Genomic DNA, 24444 nt, shown 5'->3' with positions numbered 1-24444 from the left:
AGTGCGTATCCCACTTTCCTGGCTGCGTGAATTCGCAGCAGTACCGGCCGGAGCAACGGCCGAAGACGTGATGGCCGAACTGGTCAAGGTCGGTTTTGAAGAAGAGGCCGTCCACCGTCCCACGGACGCCTTGCAGGGTCCGGTTGTGGTGGGCCAGGTCCTGAGCATCGTCAAGGAACCCCAGACCAACGGCAAAACCATCAACTGGTGCCAGGTCCGGGTTGTCCCCGAAGGCCAGGAACAGACCCTCACAGGAGACGGCATCGACCCGTCCGGGGTGCAGGGGATCATCTGCGGCGCCCACAACTTCGTTGCGGGCGACAAGGTAGTTGTCACGCTGCCCGGCGCGGTCCTGCCCGGCGACTTCCACATCTCCGCGCGGAAGACCTACGGCCACCTTTCCGCCGGCATGATCGCCTCCGTGCGTGAGCTTGGCATTGGCGAGGACCACGACGGCATCCTGGTCCTGTCCCGCATTGGGCTTGATCCGGAAATCGGCACGGACGCCATGGACCTGCTCGGCCTCTACGACGAAGCCGCCGAGATCAACGTGACCCCGGACCGCGGCTACGCGTTCTCCATCCGTGGTGTGGCCCGTGAATACGCCCACGCCACCGGCACGGGATTCACGGACCCCGCTACCAAGGTCCAGGCTCCGGCGGAGCTTTCCGGCGGCTACGGCGTGAAGCTCAACGACGACGCTCCCATCTATGGCAAGCCCGGCTGCGACCGCTTTGTGGCCCGCACCGTCCGCGGCGTCGACGCGACCAGGCCGACGCCGCCGTGGATGACCTCAAGGCTGCGGCTTGCCGGGATCCGCTCCATCTCCCTGCCCGTGGACATCTCCAACTACGTGATGCTCGAGCTTGGCCAGCCCACGCACTGCTATGACCTGGACAAACTGTCGGGCGACATCGTGGTCCGCCGGGCCGTGGCGGGGGAGAAGATCACCACCCTGGACGACAAGGAGCGCACGCTCGACGTCGAGGACCTCCTCATCACCGACGGTTCCGGCGCGATCGGCATTGCCGGCGTGATGGGCGGTGCAGCCACCGAGGTGAGCGATTCGACGTCGAACGTCCTGGTGGAAGCTGCGCACTTCGACGAGGTGTCCATTGGCCGTTCCCGCCGCCGGCACAAGCTGCCGTCCGAGGCGTCCAAGCGCTTCGAGCGCGGCGTCGACTGGCACGTGGCGGACATCGCTGCCCAGCTTGTTGTTGACCTCCTGGTGGGCCTCGCCGGCGGGATTGCTGATCAGGCAGGGACCGACGTCGGGACCGCACCGGACGCTGTGACCATCGCGCTGCCGGCAGCCTTCGCCGCCCAGCGGATCGGCATCGATTTCACCGAAGAGCAGATCACCACCTCGCTGGTGGACCTCGGTGCCGTGGTGGAAAAAGCCGACGGCGGCTGGACCGTTACCGCCCCCAGCTGGCGCAGCGACCTGGAAACCAAGGAAGACCTCACCGAGGAAATCGCGCGGCTGGTGGGTTACGACAACATCCCCGCCACCCTTCCGGTGGCCCCTCCGGGACGTGGCCTGACCCGTGTGCAGCAGCAGCGCCGTCGGCTCATCCAGTCACTGGCTGACGCCGGTCTGACCGAAGTCCTGGCCTACCCGTTCGTCTCCAAGGCGGCCAACGACACGTTCGGCGTCGCCGAGCAGGGTGCGGCCCGGAGCGCGGTCAAGCTGGCGAACCCGATCAGCGAGGAACACGGCTTCCTGCGCACGTCCATCCTCCCCGGGCTCATCGAGGTGGCCAAGCGGAACTACTCCCGCGGGTTCCGCGACCTGGCGCTCTTCGAGTCGGGCCTCGTTTTCCTGCCGGGCGAGACCGTGGGTACGCCGTCCATCCCGCCGCTGGGCGTCAAGCCTTCCGACGAGGTACTGGATGCACTGTACGACGGCGTTCCGGACCAGCCGCTGCACGTCGCCGCTGTCCTCACGGGCCACGATTCACCCGCTGCCGCCGGCCACACGCCGCGCTTGTGGGACTGGTCCGACGCGCTTGACATTGCCCGGCTCGCCGGGGATGTCCTGGGTGTGGAGGTTGTGGTCAGCCAGGGTGCGCACCAGGCGTTCCACCCGGGCCGTGCCGCGCAGCTCTCGCTGCGGACCGGTGAAGTAGTGGGTTACGCCGGCGAGCTGCACCCGAAGCTCCTGGCCGCGCACGACATGCCTGCCCGTTCGGTGGCGCTGGAGTTCAACGCGGATGCCCTGTTCGAGGCAGCCGCGGATGTGATTGTGGCCCGCCACATCTCCACGTTCCCGGTGGCCACCCAGGACGTTGCCCTGGTGGTGCCGCAGGAGATTCCCGCGGACCAGGTCCTCGAAGCGCTCCGCGAAGGCGCCGGCGAGCTGCTGGAGGACGTGGCGCTGTTCGACGTCTACGCCGGCAAGGGAATTGAAGAAGGCAAGAAATCGCTCGCCTTCGGCTTGCGTTTCCGGGCAACGGACCGGACGCTGACGGCCGATGAGGCCTCGGCTGCGCGCGAAAGCGCGGTTGCCCTGGCTGCAGAGCGCTTCGGCGCCGTCCAGCGCTAAACGCGGATCCGGATGGCGGGGCTGGTGGGGCGGGTGCCAGAGATGGCGGGGCCGTTGGCGCCAGTGCCGGTCCTGCGTTCCTGCCCTCCCGGAATACCGGGAGGGCAGGACCCGACGGCGGGCGGCCAGCTGGTAGTGCTGGGGCCTGCCGAGCTGGCCCGCGCTGCCGCCCTGGCACCCGGCCCGCGGGCCGTTTTTGTGGCTGGCCGGCGTGCCCTGCGAAGGTTCGCAGCAGAACTGCTGGACGTACCGGCGTCGGACCTCACCACTCACTTCAGCTGCCCCCGGTGCGGCTCCGGCCCCGAGCTATCGCACGGCAGGCCGGGCTATACGCTCAGGGGAGAGCCGGTGCCGCTCGCGCTGAGCCTGTCCCGGAGTTCCGGGTGGATCCTGTTGGGCGCCGTGGTGGATCCACCGGCCGGAGTCACGATGGGCCTGGACCTGGCGGACCCGTCCGGCATGGCCTTTGAGGGGTTCGACGGCGTGGCCCTCACCGACGCCGAGCGCGCGGCCCTAGCCGGGCTTGCCGGGCCTCTGCTGCTGCAGGAGCGGGCAAGGCTCTGGGTCCGCAAGGAGGCCTGGCTCAAGATGACGGGCGACGGTCTCGCCACGGCGCCGGACACGCTCGACGTTTTGTCGCGCCCGGAAATCCGGGACCTGGCCGCCGGCGAGGCGGGCCTCCCGCTCAACTTTCGCGCCGCCGTCGCGGTTTCGCGCACCGGCAGCTAGCGACGTTGTTGTCAGCGCACTTGCTCGTCAGCGCACCGGCAGCGGCGGAAGGGCCGCTTCGAGCAGCCACGGGTGCAGCAGCGCCTCGGTGTCCAGTCCGGTGGCCCGGTCCGCGGCGAGAATAAAGGCCGCCGTGGACACTGAACCGTGACGGTGGGCATCCGTCCAGTCGTGCAGCAACGCAAAGAATGCCAGGTCGCCGCACCGGACCCGCAGGGCATGCAGGGCCAAGGCTCCCCGCTTGTAGACGCGGTCATCAAACATAAGCTCCGGCCCGGGGTCGCCCACGATAATGTCCTGGCTGCCGGCGGCCAGTTTCCGCCAGGCTGCGGCGGCCCGGTTCGCGGCAGGCAGGACGCCCGCCTCCTCCGACCAGATCCACTCCGCATAGCAGGCGAAGCCCTCGTGGAGCCAGATGTCCGACCATGATGCGGCAGTGAGGGAGTTCCCGAACCACTGGTGCGCGAGCTCGTGGGCGATGAGCCGCTGGGATTCCCACTCCTGCGTCAGGTGGTTCCGGCCCAGAATGGAGAGCGTCTGCGCTTCAAGCGGTATTTCCAGCTCGTCTTCGGTCACCACCACGGAGTATTCCGGGAAAGGGTAGGGCCCGAAACAGCTGGCAAAGGTGCGCATCATCTCAGGCTGCCTCGCCAGGCCTTCGCGGGCCGTTTCGACCAACAGTGCCGGGACGGCGGCGAACTGCGGAACCTGCCCGTCCACGGGGAAGGGAGTCAGGGCGAGGAACTCATAGCGGCCGATCTGGACCGTGGCCAGGTAGGTGGCCATGGGCTCGGCCTGTTCGTAGACCCAGGTCTCGCGGCTGGCCCTGCTGGTGTGGGAGATCAGGGTGCCGTTACACACGGCCCTGTAATTCGCGTCGGTGGTCACGCTGATCCGGTAGCTGGCCTTGTCACCGGGGTGGTCGTTGCACGGGAACCAGGAGGCGGCGCCGTTCGGCTGGCCGGCCACAAGGACGCCGTCGGTGAGTTCCTCCCAGCCCACCTCGCCCCAGAACCCGCGCCGGGGACCAGGGTTGCCTTCGTAGCGGATGTCGAGGGTAAATTCCTCGCCCGCCGGCAGCGCGGCCTCGGGCACAATGACCAACTGCCCGGCTCGCTGGCTGAACTTTTTGACCCGGCGCCCGCTGAGCTGGATCTTCGTGGCCCGGAGCCCGGTCAGGTCCAGCACAAGGGCCGCCGTCGCGTACCGGGTGACGGCGTTCAGGACCGCGCGCCCGTTCAGGCGGTTGCTGCTGAGCTTGTAGTCAAGATCCAGTTCGTAGCGGCTGACCTTGTACGCGTTCGTGCCATGGCCGGGCATATAGGGGTCGGGCGAAGATGCGCCGTGCTCCGAGGTGCGTGCAGGGCCGTTACTGGCGGCCGTGGGGCTCGGTGCGGGGGAACTCATAAGACGGTCTTTCCGATCAGCGTAGGGCGGCAGGACAGCTGGTACTGCGGGCTAGCGTGGTTTGGGAGCAGACGCTGCGGGACCGCTCCAGGGGCTCACGGGGTTGCCCATCCAATAGGTCGCGGCGGGAACGGATTCGCCCCGCATCACCAGCGAGGCCGGTCCTACAGTTCCACCGCTGCCGATGCTCGCCTGCGGCAGGATGACGCCGTGGGGGCCCATGGTTGCTCCGTCTTCGAGGGTAACAGTGTCCAGGCTCATGACCCGGTCATGGAACAGGTGGGTCTGGACCACACAGCCACGGTTGACGGTGGAGTTCCGCCCGAGGGTGACCAGGTCCGCTTCGGGAAGCCAGTAGCTTTCGCACCACGTGCCGCGGCCGATCCGGGCGCCGAGCGCCCGGAGCCACCAGACCAGGGCCGGGGTCCCGGTGGCTGCCCGCGCGAACCAGGGGGCGCTGACCATTTCGATAAACGTATCAACCACCTCGTTGCGCCAAATGAAGGAGCTCCAGAGCGGGTGCTCGCCGGCACGGATCCGGCCCACGAGGACCCATTTGGCGACGACGGCGCTGCCCGCGGCCACCGCGCCCGCCAGCAGCATCACGACGCCGCCCAGGGCTGCGGCAATCCCGTAGTTGTAGGCGGCAGCCAGCCAGTCAAAAGCAAGCATCACGCCGGCGGCGATCGCCACCGTTACCACCACGGGGATGAAGCGGCCCAGTTCCCAGAGGCAGCGGGCAAACTTGAGCCGCGGCGGCGGCTGGTAGGTGCGGGTGTCGTCCGAGGCGATGGCGGTGCGCCGGAGCCGCACAGGCGGGCTGCCCAGCCAGGACGTCCCGGACTTGGCCTTGGCCGGTGTGGCCGACAGGACGGCTACGAGTGAGTTCTTGGGGACATTCCGGCCGGCAGCGGTCATGCCCGAGTTGCCCAGGAAGGAGCGCTTGCCGATCTTCGCGGGCGCAATCCGCAGCCACCCGCCGTCGAGCTCGTAGGAGGCCACCATGGTGTCGTCGGCCAGGAAGGCGCCCTCGCCCACGGTGGTCATCTTGGGGATGAGCAGGACCGTGGAGGCTTCGACGTTCTTGCCGATCTTGGCGCCCAGCAGGCGCAGCCAGACCGGTGTGAAGAGACTGGCATAAACGGGGAAGAGCAGGTCGCGGGCCAGGTCCAGCACACGTTCCGTGGCCCAGACCTGCCAGCCGATCCGGCTGCGGACGCGGTAGTAGCCCTCCGCCAGGCCGATGCCGAGCATCCGGGTGGTGACCAAAATCAGCAGGAGGTTGACGACGAACCACACGAGGGCCGCGGGTGCGAGGGCCAGCAGGAGTTGCGGGACGGCTGCGGAGAGCGATTCACTGCCTTGGATGAAGGCAAAGGCCACCAGTGCCGCGGCGGCGGCGGAGACGTAGGGGATCAGGGCCAGCACGGCTGACGCCATGGCGAATCCGGCGAACCAGAGCCGGCCAATCAGCCGATGTTCGGCAGGAGTGTCCGGCAGCGAGTGTTTGGCCTTGCCCCGGCGCTCGGCGGGGGACCCGGCAACGTGGTGGCCGGCCTTCACCTTGCCGAGGACGGCCGAGCCGGGCTCCACCTGGGCTCCGGCGCCGATGGAAGCGCCGGGCATCAGCGTGCTGCGAGCCCCGACGCTGGCTCCTGCCCCGATATGGACGGCCCCGATGTGGACGATGTCCCCGTCGATCCACCAACCGGAAAGATCCACCTCAGGCTCGACGTTGGAGCCGCTGCCGAGGGAAAGCATCCCGGTCACAGGCGGCAGCGAGTGCAGTTGGACGTTGTTGCCGATCTTGGCGCCCAACGCCCGGGCGTAGTACGGCACCCATGGTGCGCTGGCGAGGCTGATGGCCCCGGCGAGGTCCTGGATCTGTTCGGCCAGCCAGAGGCGTACGTGCACCCGTCCGGAGCGCGGGTACGTTCCCGGCCCCACCTTCCGGAGCAGCATTCGGGCCGCGGCCACGGAAATCAGCATCCGGCCGGCCGGGGAGACGAAGACCAGCCAGGAGGCGGCCACCCACCACCAGGAAACGGTGGGGGCAGCGCTGAAGCCGGCAAACGCGGCCAGCACGTTGTTGGCCGCCATGACGTAGGTCAGCCAGCGCATCCCCACCAGGATGTGCAAGGGAATGCCCATCAGCGTCTGGAAGACCTGGGACTTGAACGCGGTGGGGCGGACAGTCCGGGACGGCGCCGGCCCGGTGGCCACTCCGTCGGGAAGGGTCTGGCGGGCCGCATCAATCAGGGCACCGATCCTGGGTGTGGCATAAATGTCGGCGACCGTGATGGTGGGGTACCGGACCCTGAGGGCGGAGACCAGCTGCGCAGCGGACAGGGAGCCGCCGCCGTAGGCGAAGAAGTCGGCGTCAAGGCTTGTTACGGTGCTGCCAAGGACTGCAGTCCACTGTTCTGCCACCCAGGAGGCATCTTCGGGCAGGTTCAGGGGGGGCAGCGTCGGCTTCCGCCGGACCGGTCCCGGTCAGCGGCCAGGGTAGGGCGTGGCGGTCCACCTTGCCGCTGGTTTTGGTAGGCAGGGAGTCGACGACGGTCAGCAGCGGAATGAGGGGCGCGGGGAGGCTCTCTGCCAGGAGTTCGCGGGCGGCCGCCAGATCCAGGTCAGGGTCGGCGGCGGCCAGGTAGCCCACCAGGATCTGGTTGCCCGCAGCGGTTGTCCGTACTGCCGCAGCAGCTCCGGCAACGTGTGGGAGGGACTGCAGGGCGGCGTCAATTTCGCCCAGTTCGATCCGGCGTCCACCGAGCTTGACCTGTTCGTCGGCGCGGCCCATGAAGATCAGCCCGGCGGCTTCGTAGCGGACCAGGTCGCCCGAACGGTAGGCGCGGTCCCAACCGAAGGACGGCATGGGCGCGTACTTCTCCCGGTCCTTGTCCGGGTCAAGGTAACGGGCCAGTCCGACGCCGCCGATAATCAGTTCGCCGATCTCCCCTTCGCCGACGGGCAGTCCTTCAGCGTCCACCACGGCCAGGTCCCAGCCGTCCAGGGGCAGTCCGATCCGGACCGGACCGGGGCCACCCAGGGGAGCCGCGCAGGCCACCACCGTGGCCTCCGTGGGGCCGTAGGTGTTCCAGACTTCACGGCCCGGGATGGCAAGCCGCTCGGCCAACTCAGGCGGGCAGGCCTCGCCGCCGAAAATCAGGAGCCGGACGCTCTCCAGGGACTCGGCCGGCCACAGGGCAGCCAGCGTAGGAACGGTGGATACCGCGGTGATGCCGTGACTGATGAGCCACGGTCCGAGGTCCGTTCCGGTCCTTACCAGGGCCCGCGGTGCGGGCACCAGGCACGCGCCGTGACGCCAGGCAAGCCACATTTCCTCACACGAGGCATCAAAGGCGACGGAAAGCCCTGCCAGTACCCTGTCCTGCGGGCCGAGGGGCTCCGCCTGCAGGAAGATCCGGGCTTCGGCGTCAACAAAGGCGGCGGCGGAGCGGTGCTGGACCGCGACGCCCTTGGGCGTGCCGGTGGAACCGGAGGTAAAGATCACCCACGCGTCATCGCCGGGCTCGGCAGCACGACGCTCGGCTTGACCCCGTTCACCGCGTTCCGGGGAGTCAGGCACGGAGACCGCGGCCGCACCGGTGAGCACCGCGGCTACGCCAGCCTCACCGAAAACGAGCCGGGCACGTTCCTCAGGGTCGTCGGCGTCCACCGGAACGTAGGCGGCACCGATGTGCAGGATAGCGAGAATCGAGATGTAGAGCTCGCTGGTCCCGGACGGAATCCGCACACCTATCCTGTCGCCGGCGCCCAGCCCGGCGGCCTGGAGCTCCCGTCCTTTGGCCCGGACCGCGGCCATCAGGTCGGCGTAGCTCAGGGAACGCCGGCCGTCGTCGAGCGCTGAGGCCTCCGGGAAACGTGCCGCCGAGTCCGCCAGGATGGCCATGAGGGTCCGCTCGGGCGGGGCCAGGGGAAAACCGGCCAGCTGGGGGCGGTAGGGATCCTCCGGCAGGGATGCTACGACGTTTGACTGATGCTCACTCACGGACGGATTCTGCCTGAGTAAAGTGAACGCAAGGTGTCCAGAATTAGTTGAAGATTCATGCTTTGTTCACGCGTGCTGCCTGTATCCATCAGGGAACCAGCAGGACCTTGCCCGTGGTGCGCCGGCCCTCGAGGTCCTCATGGGAACGCCGCGCCTCGGCCAGAGGGTAGGTGGCGCCGATCCGTACCGTCAAGTGCCCCTTTTCTGCGGCGGCGAAGATCTCCGCCGAGCGCCAGTGGCGCTCCTGCTCGTTGAGCAGGAAGTGGGCCAGGGACGGACGCGTCAGCGTCAGCGAACCGCCGGCGTTGAGGCGCTGCGGATCCATCGGCGGAACTGCCCCGGAGGCTGCCCCGAACAGGACCAGCATGCCTCGCGTGCGGAGGCAGGAAAGGGAGCCGTCAAAAGTGTTCCGGCCGACGCCGTCGTACACCACGTCCACGCCCTTCCCGTTGGTGAGTTCGCGGACATGGTGGGGGAAGCCCTCGTACCGCAGCACATGGTCGGCCCCGGCGTCGCGGGCAAGTTCTCCCTTGGCCTCCGAGGAAACCGTGGTGATGACGCGGGCCCCCCTCTCCTTCAGCAGCTGGATCAGCAGCAGGCCGACGCCGCCGGCACCTGCGTGCGTCAGTACTGTGTGGCCCGGTTCGACCTTGAAGGAGGAATTGATGAGGTAGTGGGCGGTCATGCCTTGGAGCGGCAAGGCAGCCGCCGTCAGGTCGTCGACGCCGTCCGGCACCGGAAGTGCCTTGGCCGCATCGAGCACCGCGTAGCCGGCGTAGCATTTAGTGCCCTCGGCCGTGGCCACCCTGCTGCCGACTGCGAAGTTTTCGACGCCTTCGCCGAGCTCCTCTACAGTCCCAGCGGCTTCCGAGCCAGGCGTAAAGGGGAACGGGACCTGGTACATGCCCCCGCGCTGATAGGTGTCGATGAAGTTCACCCCGGCTGCCGCCACCTTGATGAGCAACTGGCCGGGACCCGGCGTCGGTCGGTCCACCTCGGCGATCTCGAGGACTTCCGGACCTCCGGACTGGCGGGCAACGATGGCTTGCATAAAAAGGTCTCCTCTCCGGGCGGGGGTTTCCCGCGGCCGGTGTCTCTGACCATCCTAGGGATACCGCTACCGACGACGAAGCGACGGCCGGAAGCCGGCCGTCGCTTCGGGTCATACGGGGCAGAGTCATGCGGGGGAGCCCGCGTGACGCGCCTCGTTTTAGCAGTGCGTGCTAGAACCGCCGGGTCACCGTTGCCATGGGGCACTCGAAGTGGCGTCCTGCAGCAAGGCCTACATCGTTCAGGTAGCGGACGATGATGCCGTAGGACTGCAGCAGCGTGGTTTCCGTGTAGGGAACCTGGTGCTTCGTGCAGTACTCGCGGACAATCTTGGCTGCCTTATCGAGCTGGGGGCGTGCCATGTCCGGGAAGAGGTGGTGCTCAGCCTGGCGGTTCAGGCCGCCGAGCAGGATGTCCATAAACCGGCCACCGGAGATGTTCCGTGACGTCAGGACCTGGCGGCTGAAAAAGTCCACGCGGCTGTCCGCGGGCAGGACCGGCATGCCCTTGTGGTTCGGCGCGAAGGAAGCACCCATGTAGAAACCGAAGACGGCGAGCTGCACGCCGATGAACGCGAACGCCATCCCGAGCGGCAGGAACGTAAAAGCCAGCACGGGCAGGAGGCTAAGCCGGACCAGCAAAATGGGAAGCTCTACCCATCGGTGTGTCACCTTGGCCCGGCGGAAGACGAACTTCACGGAATCGATCTGCAGCCCCAGGCCAACAAGGAACAGTAGCGGGAAGAAGAACCAGCCCTGCTTGCGGGTCAGGAACGAAAACCGGCCCTGCCGTGTGGCGGCACCTTCGGGGTGGAAGGCGATGGCCCCGGTGGCAATGTCAGGATCCTTCGAAATGACGTTGGGGTGGTTGTGGTGGGCGCCGTGCTTCTGCTCCCACCAGGAATAGCTCATGCCGGCAACCGAGGTGGCCAGGATCCGGGCGGTCCAGTCGTTGGCCCGGCGCGACGCGAAGATCTGGCGGTGCCCGGCCTCGTGGGCCAGGAAACTCAGCTGTGTGCAGAGGATCCCGACGGCTGCGGCGATGAGGAGCTGGAACCAGCTGTCGCCGATCAGGGCAAACCCGAACCAGGTGGCGGCCATGAGGAGTACCAGGCTGGCAAAGAGCGTGATGTAGAAACCGACGCGGCGTTCCAGCAGGCCTTCAGCCTTGACGCTCTTCAACAGCTCCGAATAGCTCAGGACAACGGCGTTGGGCTGCCGGACACGCGATTTAGGGCGCTCAGACGTGGGGAACGTGGTGGTCATGGAGCGGGGCCTCGTAACTGTTTCGGGCAACGGTGCAGCCGACATTCGGACTGCACGGTCATGATCACCCTCACTCCATCTTACGCCTGCTTGTCCAGCGGCGCCCCGGGAATCGATGCCAACGTCGATGCATAAATATCGGGCACACTGAATACTTTTGCTGTAAGATTCACGGCATGACTATTTCTGTTGCCGTCTCCGGAGCCAGCGGCTACGCCGGGGGAGAAGTCCTGCGCCTTTTGGCGGCGCACCCGGACGTGACCATCGGTGCCATAACCGCGCACAGCAACGCGGGCTCCCGCCTTGGCGAGCTGCAGCCGCACCTGCACGGACTGGCCAGCCGCATCCTGGAAGACACCACCGTGGAGAATCTCTCCGGGCACGATGTGGTGTTCCTGGCACTTCCGCACGGTGCTTCCGCCGAGATCGCGGCACAGCTTCCGGAGGGCACCGTAGTGATCGACGCCGGCGCAGACCACCGCCTCGAGGATCCAGCCGCGTGGGAAAAGTTCTACGGCTCGGCCCATGCGGGCACATGGCCCTACGGCTTGCCGGAGCTCCCAGGCCAGCGCGAAGTCCTCAAGGGCGCCGCGCGGATCGCCGTCCCGGGCTGCTACCCGACGTCGGCACTCCTGGCGCTGACGCCAGGGTTCGCCGCCAAGCTGCTCCAGCCCGACGACGTCGTGATCGTTTCCGCCTCCGGCACCTCGGGTGCGGGCAAGGCCGCGAAGGTGAACCTCATCGGTTCCGAGGTGATGGGCTCCATGAGCCCCTACGGCGTGGGCGGCGGCCACCGCCACACCCCCGAGATTGAACAGGGCCTCTCCAATGCTGCCGGCGAGAGTGTCACGGTGTCCTTCACCCCGACGCTCGCGCCGATGAGCCGCGGCATCCTCACCACCGCCACCGCGAAGGTCAAGCCCGGCACCACGGCGGCGGACCTCCGCCAGGCGTGGGCTGATGCCTACGACGACGAGCCGTTTGTCCACCTGCTGCCGGAAGGGCAGTGGCCCGCCACCAAGTCCGTCCAGGGCTCCAACCACGCGGCCATGCAGCTGGCATTGGATGAACACACAGGCCGCGTGATTGTGACGTGCGTCATTGATAACCTCACCAAGGGGACTGCCGGCGGCGCCGTGCAGTCCATGAACATTGCCCTAGGCCTGCCGGAAACCGCCGGCCTCAACCTGCAGGGAGTTGCACCGTGACCGTTACCGCCCCCCTGGGATTCCGCGCCGCAGGCGTCACCGCCGGCCTGAAGACGTCCGGCAAGCCGGACTTCGCCCTGGTGGTCAACGATGGCCCGTCCAAGGCGGCGGCCGCCGTCTTCACCAGCAACCGGGTGGCCGCGGCCCCCGTCCACTGGTCCCGACAGGTGGTCTCGGACGGCCGCGTGGATGCAGTGGTCCTTAACTCCGGCGGTGCCAACGCCTGCACCGGTCCCCAGGGGTTCCAGAACACCCACAGCACGGCCGAAAAAGTGGCTGCTGTCCTGGGCATCTCGGCGACGGACGTGTTTGTCTGTTCCACCGGCCTGATCGGCGAGCAGCTGCCCATGGACAAGATCCTCCCGGGCGTCGAGGCTGCCTCGGCAGCGCTCAGCACGGACGGCGGTCCGGATGCGGCCACCGCCATCATGACCACAGACTCGGTGCCCAAGTCCGCACTGTTCATCGGCACGGACGCCGACGGCCAGGAGTTCACCATCGGCGGCATCGCCAAGGGCGCCGGCATGCTGGCACCCGGCCTGGCCACCATGCTGGTGGTCCTCACCACCGACGCCGACGTCGAAGCGGAAATGCTCGACGTCGTCCTCCGCGACGCCACGCGCGTCACCTTCGACCGGGCGGACTCGGACGGCTGCATGTCCACCAATGACACCGTAGTGCTGCTGGCCTCCGGCGCGTCCGGTGCCGTCCCGTCCGCCGAAGCCTTTGGTGCCGGGCTCACCAAGGTGTGCGCCGAACTGGCGCGCAAGCTGATCGGGGACGCCGAAGGCGCCAGCCACGATATAGCCATCCGCACGTTCAATGCGGCCAGCGAGCGGGACGCCGAAACGGTCAGCCGCTCCGTGGCCCGGTCCAACCTGTTCAAGGCAGCCATCTTCGGCAAGGACCCCAACTGGGGCCGCGTGCTGTCCGCCGTGGGCACCACGGACGCCGTGTTCGAACCGGACCAGCTGAACGTGGCCATCAACGGCATCCAGATCTGCCGCAACGGCAGCATCGGCGACGACCGCAACCTGGTGGACCTCGAACCCCGCGAAGTCCTGGTGGAAATTGACCTGCAGTCCGGTGACGCCGAAGCCACCATCTGGACCAACGACCTCACCCACGACTACGTCCACGAGAACAGCGCCTACTCAAGCTAGATCCTCGCGCTGATCAACCAGCAACCCTGGAGATACTGCACGCATGAACACCCAGACCCGTGAAACGACGTCCATGAGTGATGCCCAAAGCAAAGCCGGCACGCTGATCGAGGCGCTGCCCTGGATCCAGCGGTTCGCCGGCACCACCATGGTGATCAAATACGGCGGCAACGCCATGGTCAACGAGGAACTGCGCCGTGCCTTCGCCGAGGACGTGGTGTTCCTGCACCATGTGGGCATCCATCCCGTGGTGGTCCACGGCGGCGGTCCGCAGATCAACTCCATGCTGGCGCGGCTGGGTATCGAGTCCGAGTTTAAAGGCGGACTCCGCGTCACCACCCCCGAAGCCATGGACGTGGTCCGGATGGTCCTCACCGGCCAGGTGGGCCGCGAACTGGTGGGCCTGATCAACTCCCATGGCCCGTATGCCGTGGGCATGTCCGGTGAAGACGGCGGCCTGCTCCGTGCCGTCCGGACCGGCACCGTCATTGACGGCGAGGAAGTGGACCTCGGCCTGGTGGGCGAAGTTGTCGGCGTGAACCCCGAGGGCATCCTGGACATCCTGGCCGCCGGCCGCATCCCGGTCATCTCCACCGTGGCACCGGAAATCGAGTCCGACGGCCTCGAGACGGCAGCCGGAGAGGTCCAGACCACCGGCCAGGTCCTGAACGTCAACGCGGATACCGCCGCGGCTGCCCTTGCCGAAGCGTTGGGGGCCTCCAAGCTGGTGATCCTCACGGATGTCGAAGGACTGTACGCCAACTGGCCGGACCGGTCCTCCCTCATCTCGTCCCTCACGGCCTCGGAGCTGCGCCAGCTGCTGCCGTCGTTGGAATCGGGCATGATTCCCAAGATGGAAGCGTGCCTCAAGGCCATTGACGGCGGGGTGGAACGCGCGCACATCGTGGACGGCCGCCTGCCGCACTCGATGCTCCTGGAAACATTCACGACGGCGGGCATCGGCACGCAGGTCGTCCCCGACGAAGACAGCGAAAAAGAGGGAGCCACCCCATGAACGCGGTAAAAACAGGAAGCCACGCGGCCAGCACACTCGAGAAGACTCCGGTGGGAGACCTTGTCGAAACCAAGGGCCACAGCAGCGGGGCTGAGTGGCTTACGCGGTACTCCACGTCCCTGATGGGCGTCTTCGGTACCCCGCAGCGGGTCCTGGTCCGTGGTGCCGGCTGCCTGGTCTGGGACGCCGACGGCAAGGAATACCTGGACCTGCTCGGCGGTATCGCCGTCAACGCCCTGGGCCACGCCCACCCGTTTGTCACATCCGTGATTTCGAGCCAGCTGGCCACCCTGGGCCATGTCTCCAATTTCTTCACCAGCCCCACGCAGATCGCACTGGCCGAAAAGCTGCTGGCACTGACGCACGCCCCGGCGGGCTCCAAAGTGTTCTTCACAAACTCCGGCACCGAAGCCAACGAAGCCGCCTTCAAGCTGGCCCGGCGTAACGGAGCCGGCCCGGACGGCACCACGGGCAAACGGACCAAAATCATCGCCCTCGAGGGCGCCTTCCACGGTCGCACCATGGGTGCCCTGGCCCTGACCGCCAAGGAAGCCTACCGCGCACCGTTTGAGCCGTTGCCCGGCGGCGTGGTCCACATCCCGTTCGGCGACGTCGCAGCCCTGGAAGCAGCCATCGACGAAACCGTGGCCGCCGTTTTCCTGGAGCCCATCCAGGGCGAAGCCGGGGTGCGGCCACTGCCTCCTGGCTACCTGAAGGCAGCCCGCGAAGCGACCACAAAGGCCGGCGCCCTGCTGATCCTGGACGAGGTCCAGACTGGAATTGGCCGGACCGGCAAATGGCTCGCGACGGAGGACGCCGGCATCGTTCCCGACGCCATCACGCTGGCGAAGGGCCTCGGCGGCGGCTTCCCCATCGGTGCGCTTCTCACGTTCGGTGAGCGGACGTCGTCGCTCCTGTCCGCGGGCCAGCACGGCACCACCTTCGGCGGCAACCCGGTGGCGACGGCGGCCGCGCTGGCCACGCTGCACGCGATCGAAAGCCAGCGGGTCCTGGAAAACGTTGCAGTTGTGGGGGACTACCTCCGCACCGGACTCGCCGCCGTCGACGGCGTCACCGAAGTCCGGGGCGTTGGCCTGCTCATCGGCTTCGACCTGGACGCCGACGTCGCCCCCGCCGTGGTGATCGCGGGCCTGGACGCCGGATTCATCGTCAACAGCCCCGGCCCGCGCACCATCCGGCTTGCCCCGCCGCTGGTCCTTACCAAGGACCAGGCCGGCACCTTCCTCGCCGCCCTCCCGGCAATCCTCCAGACAGCTAAGGACGCGCAGTGACCCCTGAAGATTCTTCCGCCGGCACAGCCAGCACCACCCGCCACTTCCTGAAGGACACGGACCTCAGCCCCGCTGAGCAGGCCGAGGTCCTGGACCTGGCCGTCCGCATGAAGGCAGCGCCGTACAGCGTCCAGCCCTTCGCCGGGGAGGGGAACGGCCGCAAGACTGTGGCCGTCATCTTCGACAAGACCTCCACCCGGACGCGCGTTTCGTTCGCCACGGGCATCGCGGACATGGGCGGCAACGCGCTGATCATCAACCCGGGCGAGGCGCAGATCGGCCACAAGGAGTCTGTTGAGGACACCGCCAAGGTTCTTGAGCGTATGGTCTCCACCATTGTGTGGCGCACCGGCGCGCACTCGGGCCTCGTGGCCATGGCGGAAAAACTCAAGGGTGCCGGTAATCAACGCCTTGTGCGACGACTACCACCCGTGCCAGCTCCTGGCGGACCTGCTCGCGGTGAAGGAACACAAAGGCGAGCTCAAGGGCCTCACCATGAGCTACCTGGGCGACGCCGCCAACAACATGGCCAACTCCTACCTGCTGGCCGGCGTCACCGCCGGGATGCACGTCCGCATCGCCGGCCCGGAAGGCTACCTCCCGGCAGCAGAGATCGTTGCCGCGGCGGAGGAGCGCGCCGCCCAGACCGGCGGTTCCGTACTGGTCACCACCGACGCCGCCGTTGCCCTCAAGGGCGCCGACGTTGTGGCCACGGACACCTGGGTCTCCATGGGCCAGGAAGCCGAAAAGGAAGCCCGGCTGCAGCTGTTCCGGGAGTACTCCGTGGATGAGGCGGCCATGGCACACGCGGCGGATGACGCCGTCGTGCTTCACTGCCTGCCCGCCTACCGCGGCTACGAGATTTCGGCGGGCGTCATCGACGGCCCGCAGTCGATCGTCTGGGACGAAGCGGAGAACCGGCTGCACGCGCAGAAGGCACTGATGGCCTGGCTGATGCACCGGTCCGGACTCGCCGTCGTCGAAGGCCTGGCCCCCGTGGACGGGCTGGCGCCGGTTGATGGGCTGGCGCCGGTTGATGGGCTGGCGCCGGAGGCTGGCAACTAGTGTCCGTCCCGCCGGCATCGCCGGGCTCCAGCCCGGCCACCAAAACAGCCCGCCAGGCGCGCATCACCGCGATCCTGACGGGTGAATCGGTGCGCTCCCAGGCGGAGCTGGCCGCTTTGCTGGCGGACGACGGCGTCCAGGTCACCCAGGCCACGCTGTCCCGGGACCTCGTGGAACTCGGCGCCGTCCGGGTCCGCGGCAAGGAAGGCGTGCTGGTTTACGCCGTCCCCGGCGAGGGCGGCGAACGTGCGGCCAAGAGCGGGGTCAGCCAGGAGATCCTGGATGCCCGGCTTGCCCGGCTGTGCAGTGAACTCCTGGTCACGGCGGAAGCCTCGGCCAACATCGCCGTGCTCCGGACCCCGCCCGGTGCGGCCAACTTCCTGGCCCTGGCCATTGACCACTCGGTGATGCCCTCCATCCTGGGGACCATTGCCGGTGACGACACCGTGCTGCTGGTTTCCCGGGATCCGCAGGGCGGGCAGGACCTCGCGGTCCGGTTCCTGCAGCTCGCCGAGGAAGCCGGCGGCGGCCAGTAGGCCCACACCGCCCGAACACCCTCCCGGTGTGACAGGCTTTCCCCAGAACGTTTTTCCCTGAAGAATTTCCCCGATCAACATCTACAACCCCAATTAGGAGCATTTTCGTGACTGAGCGCATTGTTCTGGCCTACTCCGGTGGCCTCGATACTTCCGTAGCCATCGGCTGGATCGGTGAAGCCACCGGTGCCGAGGTCATTGCCGTGGCGGTCGACGTCGGACAGGGCGGCGAGTCGCTGGAGACCATCCGCCAGCGCGCCCTCGGCTGCGGCGCAGTCGAAGCCTACGTGGCCGACGCGTCCGACGAGTTCGCCAACGAATACTGCATGCCCACGCTGAAGGCCAACGCCCTCTACCAGGGCCACTACCCGCTGGTTTCGGCCATCTCCCGGCCGGTCATCGTCAAGCACCTGGTCAAGGCCGCCCGTGAATTCGGCGCCACCACCGTGGCCCACGGCTGCACCGGCAAGGGCAACGACCAGGTCCGCTTTGAGGTGGGCATCCAGACCCTCGGCCCGGACCTGAAGTGCATCGCACCGGTTCGCGACCTCGCCCTCACCCGCGACAAGGCCATCGCCTTCGCCGAGGAAAAGGGACTGCCGATCGAGACCACCAAGAAGAACCCGTACTCGATCGACCAGAACGTCTGGGGACGCGCCGTCGAAACCGGCTACCTCGAGGACATCTGGAACGCACCCACCAAGGACATCTACGACTACACCGCGACGCCGGAGTTCCCGCCGGCCCCGGATGAGGTCACCATTTCCTTCGAAGCCGGCGTGCCGGTAGCGATCGACGGCGTCCGGGTCACCCCGCTGCAGGCCATCAAGGAACTGAACCGCCGTGCCGGCGCGCAGGGTGTGGGCCGGATCGACGTCGTCGAGGACCGCCTCGTGGGCATCAAGTCCCGCGAAATCTACGAAGCCCCCGGTGCCATGGCGCTGATCACCGCGCACAAGCACCTCGAGGACATCACCGTCGAGCGCGAGCAGGCCCGCTTCAAGGCCACTGTTGGCCAGCGCTGGGCCGAACTGGTGTACGACGGCCAGTGGTTCTCACCGCTCAAGCGCTCCCTGGACGCGTTCATCGAAGACACCCAAAAGCACGTCACCGGCGACATCCGCATGGTCCTGCACGGTGGACAGGCGATCGTCAACGGCCGCCGCTCCGAGACCTCGCTCTACGACTTCGACCTCGCCACCTACGACACCGGCGACACTTTCGACCAGTCCATGGCGCGCGGCTTCATCGAGCTGTGGGGCATGTCCGCCAAGGTTGCCTCAGGCCGCGATATCCGCGTCGCAGGAAAGTAACATCGGTGGTTGAGCCTGTCGAAACCCCGAAATCCGACGCGACGAACACCGGCGCACTGTGGGGCGGCCGGTTCGCCGGCGGCCCCGCGGATGCCCTCGCAGCCCTGAGCAAGTCCACGCACTTTGACTGGCGGCTGGCCCGCTACGACATCGCCGGCTCCAAAGCGCACGCCCGCGTGCTGCACAAGGCCGGGCTGCTGGACGACGCCGAACTCGGCGGCATGCTGGACGCCCTGGGCCGCCTGGATGACGATGTTGCCTCAGGCGCGTACTTGCCGGCGGAATCCGATGAGGACGTGCACGGGTCACTGGAACGCGGCCTGATCGAACGCGCCGGCACCCAGCTGGGCGGCAAGCTCCGCGCCGGACGGTCCCGCAACGACCAGGTGGCCACGCTGGGCCGCATGTTCCTGCGTGACCATGCCCGGATCATCGCGCGCGGCGTGCTGGCAACCATCGAGGCGCTGGTGGGGCAGGCCAAGGCCCACCAGGGTGTGGCCATGCCAGGCCGTACTCACCTGCAGCATGCCCAGCCCATCCTGCTCAGCCACCACCTGCTGGCCCATGCCTGGGCGCTGCTGCGCGATGTGCAGCGGCTCCAGGACTGGGACAAACGCGCGGGGGTTTCGCCTTACGGTTCGGGTGCCCTCGCCGGCTCGTCGCTGGGCCTGGACCCGGAGGCCGTCGCGGCGGACCTGGGCTTCTTCTCCGCCACGCACAACTCTATTGACGGCACCGCATCGCGCGACGTCTTCGCGGAGTTTGCGTGGGTTACGGCCATGATCGGCGTGGACCTGTCCCGCGTGTCGGAGGAAGTCATTCTCTGGGCCACCAAGGAGTTCTCCTTTGTGACCCTGCACGATTCCTACTCCACCGGTTCCTCGATCATGCCGCAGAAGAAGAACCCCGACGTCGCCGAACTGGCCCGTGGCAAGGCAGGGCGCCTGATCGGCAACCTGACCGGGCTGCTGGCCACGCTCAAGGGACTGCCGCTCGCGTACAACCGCGACCTGCAGGAGGACAAGGAACCGGTCTTCGACGCCGCCGATACCCTGGAGCTGCTGCTTCCGGCTGTCTCGGGCATGATCGCGACGCTGAAGTTCAATACGGAACGGATGGAGTCGCTGGCACCGCAGGGCTTCGCGCTGGCCACGGACATTGCCGAGTGGCTGGTCCGCCAGGGCGTTCCGTTCCGCGAGGCGCACGAGCTCTCCGGAGCAGCGGTGAAGCAGGCCGAAAGCCGCGACGTGGAGCTGTGGGACCTGACGGATGAGGAATACGCCGCCATCTCGGAGCACCTGACACCGGAGGTCCGCACGGTCCTGTCCACGGAAGGGTCGCTCAACAGCCGCAACTCACAGGGCGGCACTGCACCCGCCGCCGTCGAACGCCAGCTGCTCGCGCTGGAAAGCGAGCTCGCCGGCGTGCGGGACTACGCAGCCTAACAACACGCGAGATGGCACTTCGCGGCAATGTTTTTCGAAACAACTGCCGTGGAGTGCCATCTCGTTCCGCGTTAATGGACGTTAACTCTGTCGGCTACCATGGCGCTATGACTGAGATCACTACTTCAGAACTACTGGCCGAACTGCATAAGGCCGCCGACGCCGTGGCCTCGACCGCCGCGAAGTTCACCGATGAGGATGTCAAGGCACCGTCGGGACTGCCCGGCTGGACCCGCGGGCACGTCCTGGCGCATCTCGCCGGCATCTCCAACGCCATGGCGCGGCAGCTGGAATTTGCCGCCCGCGGCGCCACTGTTGAGCTGTACGACGGAGGCCAGGACGGACGCACGAAGGCCATCGAAATGTCCGCCGGCCACAACGCGGATGCGCACCGGGCTGACCTGCAGGCCGGCCTGGACCGGGCACTGACGGCTTTTGATTCGCTGGAAGGCGACGCCGACTGGCAGGCCTCCATTGCCTACCGTGGAGGAGTGGTCTTCGACGGCGGCCTCGCGCTGTGGCGTGAACTGGTGATCCACACAGCGGACCTGGGCGCGGGCCTCGGGCCCGAGACGTGGAGCCGGAAGTTCTGCGAGCACCTCTTCGACTTCCTGGCGGCCCGTGTCCCGGCGGGGGAAAAACTCGTGCTGCAGCCACTCGGGCTCCCGCCCGTGACCCTTGGCCTCGGCCGTTCCACCGTCATCAGCGGGATGATCACTGACATTGCCGCCTGGCTGGCCGGCCGTGAACCATCGCTCGGCAGCCTGCGGGCAACAGCCGCCGCGGACGGCGTGGACCTCCCGGACCTGCTGCCTTGGCCAGCCGGGACACCCGCAGCCGGAGCCACGCCATCCGGGACACCGGCAGCACGGTAGCCCTATCCGGCTTCGCGGGTCAGCAGGCTCTCCGTTGCCTCGCGGGCCAGCAGGCTCTCCTTGATGGCCAGGCCCCAGCGGAAACCGCCCAGGGAACCGTCGGTGCGGATGACACGGTGGCACGGCACAAACAAGGCAGCCGCATTGAACGCACACGCGCTGGCCGCGGCCCGGACCGCCTTCGGATTTCCGGAAAGCTCGGCATACTCGGTGTACGTCACCGGCGACCCGGGACGAACGGTCCTCAGCACATCCCAGGCGTGCGACCGGAACGGCCCAGACTTCTGGCGCACGGGGACGGCCATGGCAGGCGCGGGATCGCCGGCATAGAAGTCCTCCACGGCCCGGGAGATGCTGCCCAGGTCCGTGACCGCTTCGACGTCGCCCGGCCGCAGCCCGGGGTGGATCTGGCCGGTCAGCTCACCCGGCTCGGCGGTCCAGCCCGAGGCGAGGACCACGCCGTCCTGGGCAAGGATGGTGAACGGTCCGTCCGGGGTGGACATCACTAACAGCTGGGCTTTCATAGCATCGCTTTCTCTGGAACGGCTTGTATAGGTTTGGAGGATTTGGACTCCGCGGCGGCGCGCCACAGGTGCATGGTGGCGTAGGACCGCCACGGGCTGACCTCGCGGAAATCGGCGCTTGGCGACATGCCTGGCGCCTCAACGCCGCCGCCGTCTTGGCTCGTGAGGGCTGGGGCGAGCGCCTTGATGCCGTTCCGCACCGCAGCGTCGTTGGCCAGAAAGACGTCCGGCGCGCCGAGGACACGCATTGCCACGTAGCCCACGGTCCACGGGCCCACCCCGGGAAGGGCAAGCAGCTTGGCGCCGAGCCCGGGCAGATCGTCCCCGTAGCCAAAATCCAGTTGGCCTCCAGCCAGGGCCGACGCGGCGGAACGGATGGCGTCAATCCGGCGTTGCGGACCGCGCAGCAGCGTGTAGCCGGTCTCGGCGATTTCGGCCGCGGTGGGAAACAGCCGGTCAAGGCCCTCGCCGGGGACCGCGCTGGTACTGCCGGCAGCGGCCAGCTGCGTCAGTGCGGTCCGGGCCGCAGCCACGGTGATTTGCTGCCCGATCATCGCCCGGATGAGCAGCTCCTGCGGATCCAACGCGCCGGGCATCCTGATGCCCGGCGCACCGGCAACCGAGGCGGCCAGGCGGGGCTCCTGGCACAGGGCACTGTCGATGGCTACCGGATCGGCGTCGAGGTCGAAGAGCCGGCGTACCCTGCTCAGCAGTGCGGGCAGGTCCCGGAGGTCCACCGCGCCGATGGTGAGGGTCAGTGGCCTTCCGGGAGCGCCGGCGTCGTAAGTCACGCTGAAGCGGGCATCGCCATGCGGAAGCTGCAAAGTACGGGCGTACGACGTCGGCGTCCCCGCCTCGATCCCGGGGATCGCCCTGACGGCGAGGAAGGAAAAGATGCCGGGATCGAACGGTTCGCGGTACGGCAGGCTCAACGTCAGCGACGTCGCGGCGGCAGGGGAGCTGTGGTGCCTGGCGGTCGCGCGCAGGGCCGTGGGCGTCATGGCGAACACCTCCACCATGGTGTCGTTGAACTGGCGGACGCTGCTGAAGCCGGACGCGAATGCGATGTCCGCCAGCTTCATCGCCGTGGACACCAACAGGGTGCGGGCGGTCTGGGCGCGGCTGGCCCGGGCCAGGGAGAGCGGACCGGCGCCGAGTTCGTGGCTGAGGATCCGGTTGAGCTGGCGGGAGGAGTATCCCAGCCGGGCGGCGAGGCCCTCCACCCCGTCCCGGTTGATCACTCCGTCGTTGATCAGGCGCATCGCGCGGCCCGCCAGGTCCTGCCGGATGTTCCACGCAGGCGTGCCTGGCACTGCTTCGGGAAGGCAGCGCTTGCACGCCCGGTAACCGGCGTCGTGCGCTGCGGCAGAGGTTTCGTAGAAGGTGACGTTCACGGCTTTCGGGGTCCTGGCGGGGCAGGACGGGCGGCAGTAGATGCCGGTGGTCCGGACGGCTGTGTAGAACTGCCCGTCGAACCGGGTGTCCCGCGCGTCAATCGCGCGGTAGCGCTGCCAGAAGTCCATGCCCTCCATCCTGCCAGCCGGCGACCGGGACTGCTAGCGGAAATCGGACACCGCCGTGGCGTTCGATAGAGTCGGACCATGACCGCCAGCCTGAGTCCCGCCAGCCCGGATCAGCTCCGCGAACTGCTGTCCGGCGACGCCCGGAGGGTCGCTCCGCGGCTGCTGGGATCCGTTCTGACCCACCACAGCCACGAGGGAACTGTGGCTGTGCGGATCACCGAGGTGGAGGCGTACATGGGTCCCGGCGACTCGTCGCATCCGGATCCCGGCTCCCACACTTTCCGTGGCCCCACGGCCCGCAACGCGCCCATGTTCGGCCCGGCCGGCCACCTCTACGTCTACTTCACGTATGGCTTGCACTACTGCGCCAACATCGTCTGCGGCCCGGCGGGCACCGCATCTGCCGTCCTGCTGCGGGCGGGCGAGGTGGTGGAGGGGCAGCACCTCGCGATGGTGCGGCGTCCGACGTCGAAATCGGCTCTCGACCTGGCGAGCGGCCCTGCCCGGCTGGCCACCACGCTGGCCCTCACTACCGCCGACAGCGGCCGGGATGCGCTGGCTGACCCCTTCGAGCTGCGGCTGACTTCGGTACCCGCTCCCGTGTTCAGTTCCGGGCCGAGGGTGGGCGTTTCCGGCGACGGCGGCTCCGCGACGTATCCCTGGCGCTTCTGGCTGCCAGGCGATCCCACCGTGTCCCGCTACAAGGCGGCAAAGGTGCGCCGGGCATAATCCGTCCCGCCCGGGTGGTCACCCGCCAGGGCGAACGGCGCCAACCGGTGCTGGAGGCGCTGCTGCACCGCGGGCCATTCCTGCCCCAGGACAGAGAACACTGCCGAATCCGCACGTGTGCCGTCAGGCGCCAGGCGGTGGCTGCGCAGCACGCCCTCGAACGTTGCCCCCAGCCGTTCGATGGCTGCGGCGCTGCGCACATTACGTGCGTCGCAGCGAAACGCAACGCGCTGAACGTGAAGAACGTCGAACGCAAAGGCGAGCAGGGCGTGCTTGCTGGCGGGATTTACGTGCGTGCCCCAGAACTGCCGTCCAAAGAAGGTGCCGCCAACTTCCACGCGCTGCTGGGCGGCATCGAACGCATTCAGCGCGGTTGTGCCCAGGAGGGCTCCGGTCCGCTGGTCCGTCACGGCGAAGGCCAGGCTGGCCGGGTCCTCAATCCTGGCCGCAAACAGCCCTGAAAGCTCGTGCGCCGTGGCCGGCAGGGGCGCGGCCATTCCTGCCCACATCGCGGCGTCCACGAAGTCAAACAGCCCTTCGGCATGGTGCGGTGCCAACGGAAGGAGGGAAAGCCCGTATCCGGTCAGGACGTTCTCGTGGTGCATTGCAGTATTGAATCATTCACGTGGCGGAACGGCTACGGAAGTGTGCGGCCTGAAAGTGAACATTGGGTGACTTCCGGGGAAGGGGACCGGCAGGCGCGTTAACCGAAATGGTTGTAGAATGGACGGTCTGTCTTTTGCGATAG

The 24444-nt window shown here is 67.7% G+C and carries 19 protein-coding genes and 1 pseudogene; 12 read left to right on the top strand and 8 right to left on the bottom strand.

Translation table 11 applies throughout. From position 1 onward, the window contains the following. Position 1: 1 nt before the first annotated feature. Positions 2-2545 carry a phenylalanine--tRNA ligase subunit beta gene (gene pheT / locus MUN23_RS01265; protein ID WP_248761727.1) on the top strand — a complete coding sequence of 848 codons (2544 nt, stop codon included), beginning with the start codon at positions 2-4 and terminating at the stop codon, positions 2543-2545. Between the two features lie 63 nt (positions 2546-2608). Further along, positions 2609-3274, top strand: a complete 666-nt coding sequence (locus MUN23_RS01260) for a 4'-phosphopantetheinyl transferase superfamily protein (RefSeq protein WP_248763952.1) — start codon at positions 2609-2611, stop codon at positions 3272-3274. 27 nt (positions 3275-3301) lie between these two features. On the opposite strand, the gene MUN23_RS01255 is transcribed toward MUN23_RS01260, so the two are convergent. From MUN23_RS01255 to MUN23_RS01240, 5 genes are all read right to left on the bottom strand, one after another. Beyond that, a complete protein-coding gene (locus MUN23_RS01255) occupies positions 3302-4681 on the bottom strand; it encodes a M1 family metallopeptidase (protein ID WP_248761726.1) in 1380 nt (459 codons plus the stop codon). Between the two features lie 51 nt (positions 4682-4732). Further along, complete coding sequence (locus tag MUN23_RS23565) at positions 4733-7111, bottom strand: Pls/PosA family non-ribosomal peptide synthetase (protein ID WP_371875960.1); 2379 nt, start codon at positions 7109-7111, stop codon at positions 4733-4735. Beyond that, positions 7062-8594: an amino acid adenylation domain-containing protein gene (locus MUN23_RS23560; RefSeq protein WP_371876023.1), complete on the bottom strand. Its 1533-nt coding sequence runs from the start codon at positions 8592-8594 to the stop codon at positions 7062-7064. Before MUN23_RS23560 ends, MUN23_RS23565 begins: the two co-directional genes overlap by 50 nt. 187 nt (positions 8595-8781) lie before the next feature. Next, on the bottom strand, positions 8782-9744 hold the full coding sequence (locus MUN23_RS01245; protein ID WP_248761725.1) for a quinone oxidoreductase: 963 nt from the start codon (positions 9742-9744) through the stop codon (positions 8782-8784). 172 nt (positions 9745-9916) lie between these two features. After that, positions 9917-11008, bottom strand: a complete 1092-nt coding sequence (locus tag MUN23_RS01240; protein ID WP_248761724.1) for an acyl-CoA desaturase — start codon at positions 11006-11008, stop codon at positions 9917-9919. Positions 11009-11184: 176 nt separating this feature from the next. Here MUN23_RS01240 and argC point away from each other — a divergent pair, with 176 nt between their 5' ends. From argC to MUN23_RS01195, 9 genes and pseudogenes are all read left to right on the top strand, one after another. Beyond that, entirely contained in the window at positions 11185-12216 is a 1032-nt protein-coding gene (gene argC, locus MUN23_RS01235) for an N-acetyl-gamma-glutamyl-phosphate reductase (protein WP_248761723.1), read from the top strand. Next, the gene (argJ, locus tag MUN23_RS01230) at positions 12213-13379 is read left to right on the top strand and encodes a bifunctional glutamate N-acetyltransferase/amino-acid acetyltransferase ArgJ (protein WP_248761722.1); all 1167 of its coding nucleotides are present in this window, start codon (positions 12213-12215) and stop codon (positions 13377-13379) included. Before argC ends, argJ begins: the two co-directional genes overlap by 4 nt. Before the next feature lie 43 nt (positions 13380-13422). Beyond that, positions 13423-14394: an acetylglutamate kinase gene (gene argB, locus MUN23_RS01225; protein WP_248761721.1), complete on the top strand. Its 972-nt coding sequence runs from the start codon at positions 13423-13425 to the stop codon at positions 14392-14394. Next, positions 14391-15686 carry an acetylornithine transaminase gene (locus tag MUN23_RS01220; RefSeq protein ID WP_248761719.1) on the top strand — a complete coding sequence of 432 codons (1296 nt, stop codon included), beginning with the start codon at positions 14391-14393 and terminating at the stop codon, positions 15684-15686. The genes argB and MUN23_RS01220 overlap by 4 nt, the downstream gene beginning before the upstream one ends. Further along, positions 15683-16751: pseudogene (gene argF, locus MUN23_RS01215) on the top strand (ornithine carbamoyltransferase). Before MUN23_RS01220 ends, argF begins: the two are co-directional and overlap by 4 nt. After that, positions 16751-17287 carry an arginine repressor gene (locus tag MUN23_RS01210; protein ID WP_056343008.1) on the top strand — a complete coding sequence of 179 codons (537 nt, stop codon included), beginning with the start codon at positions 16751-16753 and terminating at the stop codon, positions 17285-17287. The pseudogene argF and the gene MUN23_RS01210 overlap by 1 nt, the downstream one beginning before the upstream one ends. Positions 17288-17394: 107 nt before the next feature. Then, positions 17395-18600, top strand: coding sequence for an argininosuccinate synthase (locus MUN23_RS01205; RefSeq protein ID WP_058929438.1), 1206 nt, complete (start codon positions 17395-17397; stop codon positions 18598-18600). Positions 18601-18605: 5 nt separating this feature from the next. Further along, positions 18606-20045, top strand: a complete 1440-nt coding sequence (gene argH / locus MUN23_RS01200) for an argininosuccinate lyase (protein ID WP_248761718.1) — start codon at positions 18606-18608, stop codon at positions 20043-20045. 107 nt (positions 20046-20152) lie between these two features. Then, entirely contained in the window at positions 20153-20920 is a 768-nt protein-coding gene (locus MUN23_RS01195; RefSeq protein WP_248761717.1) for a maleylpyruvate isomerase family mycothiol-dependent enzyme, read from the top strand. A 2-nt stretch (positions 20921-20922) separates the two neighbouring features. Here the strand turns inward: MUN23_RS01195 and MUN23_RS01190 are convergent, their stop codons facing one another. Both MUN23_RS01190 and MUN23_RS01185 read right to left on the bottom strand, forming a co-directional pair. Continuing rightward, entirely contained in the window at positions 20923-21444 is a 522-nt protein-coding gene (locus MUN23_RS01190) for a methylated-DNA--[protein]-cysteine S-methyltransferase (RefSeq protein ID WP_248761716.1), read from the bottom strand. Beyond that, positions 21441-22967, bottom strand: a complete 1527-nt coding sequence (locus MUN23_RS01185; protein ID WP_248761715.1) for a DNA-3-methyladenine glycosylase 2 family protein — start codon at positions 22965-22967, stop codon at positions 21441-21443. The genes MUN23_RS01190 and MUN23_RS01185 overlap by 4 nt, the downstream gene beginning before the upstream one ends. A gap of 78 nt (positions 22968-23045) precedes the next feature. On the opposite strand from MUN23_RS01185, the gene MUN23_RS01180 reads away from it, so the two are divergent. Next, on the top strand, positions 23046-23696 hold the full coding sequence (locus MUN23_RS01180; protein WP_248761714.1) for a DNA-3-methyladenine glycosylase: 651 nt from the start codon (positions 23046-23048) through the stop codon (positions 23694-23696). On the opposite strand, the gene MUN23_RS01175 is transcribed toward MUN23_RS01180, so the two are convergent. Next, positions 23666-24301 (bottom strand): GNAT family N-acetyltransferase, encoded by a 636-nt coding sequence (locus MUN23_RS01175; protein ID WP_248761713.1) that lies wholly within the window; start codon positions 24299-24301, stop codon positions 23666-23668. The genes MUN23_RS01180 and MUN23_RS01175 overlap by 31 nt on opposite strands. Between the last annotated feature and the right edge of the window lie 143 nt (positions 24302-24444).

The organism is Pseudarthrobacter sp. SSS035 (assembly GCF_023273875.1).
In the GTDB taxonomy this organism is placed as follows: Bacteria; Actinomycetota; Actinomycetes; order Actinomycetales; family Micrococcaceae; genus Arthrobacter.
This window is presented reverse-complemented; position numbering and strand designations above follow the sequence as displayed.

Bases quoted from the DNA above. Each gene is read 5' to 3' on its own strand.
- MUN23_RS01255 (WP_248761726.1), bottom strand. From the start codon at position 4,681: ATGAGTTCCCCCGCACCGAGCCCCACGGCCGCCAGTAACGGCCCTGCA.
- MUN23_RS23560 (WP_371876023.1), bottom strand. From the start codon at position 8,594: ATGGCCATCCTGGCGGACTCGGCGGCACGTTTCCCGGAGGCCTCAGCG.
- MUN23_RS01245 (WP_248761725.1), bottom strand. From the start codon at position 9,744: ATGCAAGCCATCGTTGCCCGCCAGTCCGGAGGTCCGGAAGTCCTCGAG.
- MUN23_RS01240 (WP_248761724.1), bottom strand. From the start codon at position 11,008: ATGACCACCACGTTCCCCACGTCTGAGCGCCCTAAATCGCGTGTCCGG.
- argC (WP_248761723.1), top strand. From the start codon at position 11,185: ATGACTATTTCTGTTGCCGTCTCCGGAGCCAGCGGCTACGCCGGGGGA.
- argB (WP_248761721.1), top strand. From the start codon at position 13,423: ATGAACACCCAGACCCGTGAAACGACGTCCATGAGTGATGCCCAAAGC.
- MUN23_RS01220 (WP_248761719.1), top strand. From the start codon at position 14,391: ATGAACGCGGTAAAAACAGGAAGCCACGCGGCCAGCACACTCGAGAAG.
- MUN23_RS01195 (WP_248761717.1), top strand. From the start codon at position 20,153: ATGACTGAGATCACTACTTCAGAACTACTGGCCGAACTGCATAAGGCC.
- MUN23_RS01190 (WP_248761716.1), bottom strand. From the start codon at position 21,444: ATGAAAGCCCAGCTGTTAGTGATGTCCACCCCGGACGGACCGTTCACC.
- MUN23_RS01185 (WP_248761715.1), bottom strand. From the start codon at position 22,967: ATGGACTTCTGGCAGCGCTACCGCGCGATTGACGCGCGGGACACCCGG.
- MUN23_RS01180 (WP_248761714.1), top strand. From the start codon at position 23,046: ATGACCGCCAGCCTGAGTCCCGCCAGCCCGGATCAGCTCCGCGAACTG.
- MUN23_RS01175 (WP_248761713.1), bottom strand. From the start codon at position 24,301: ATGCACCACGAGAACGTCCTGACCGGATACGGGCTTTCCCTCCTTCCG.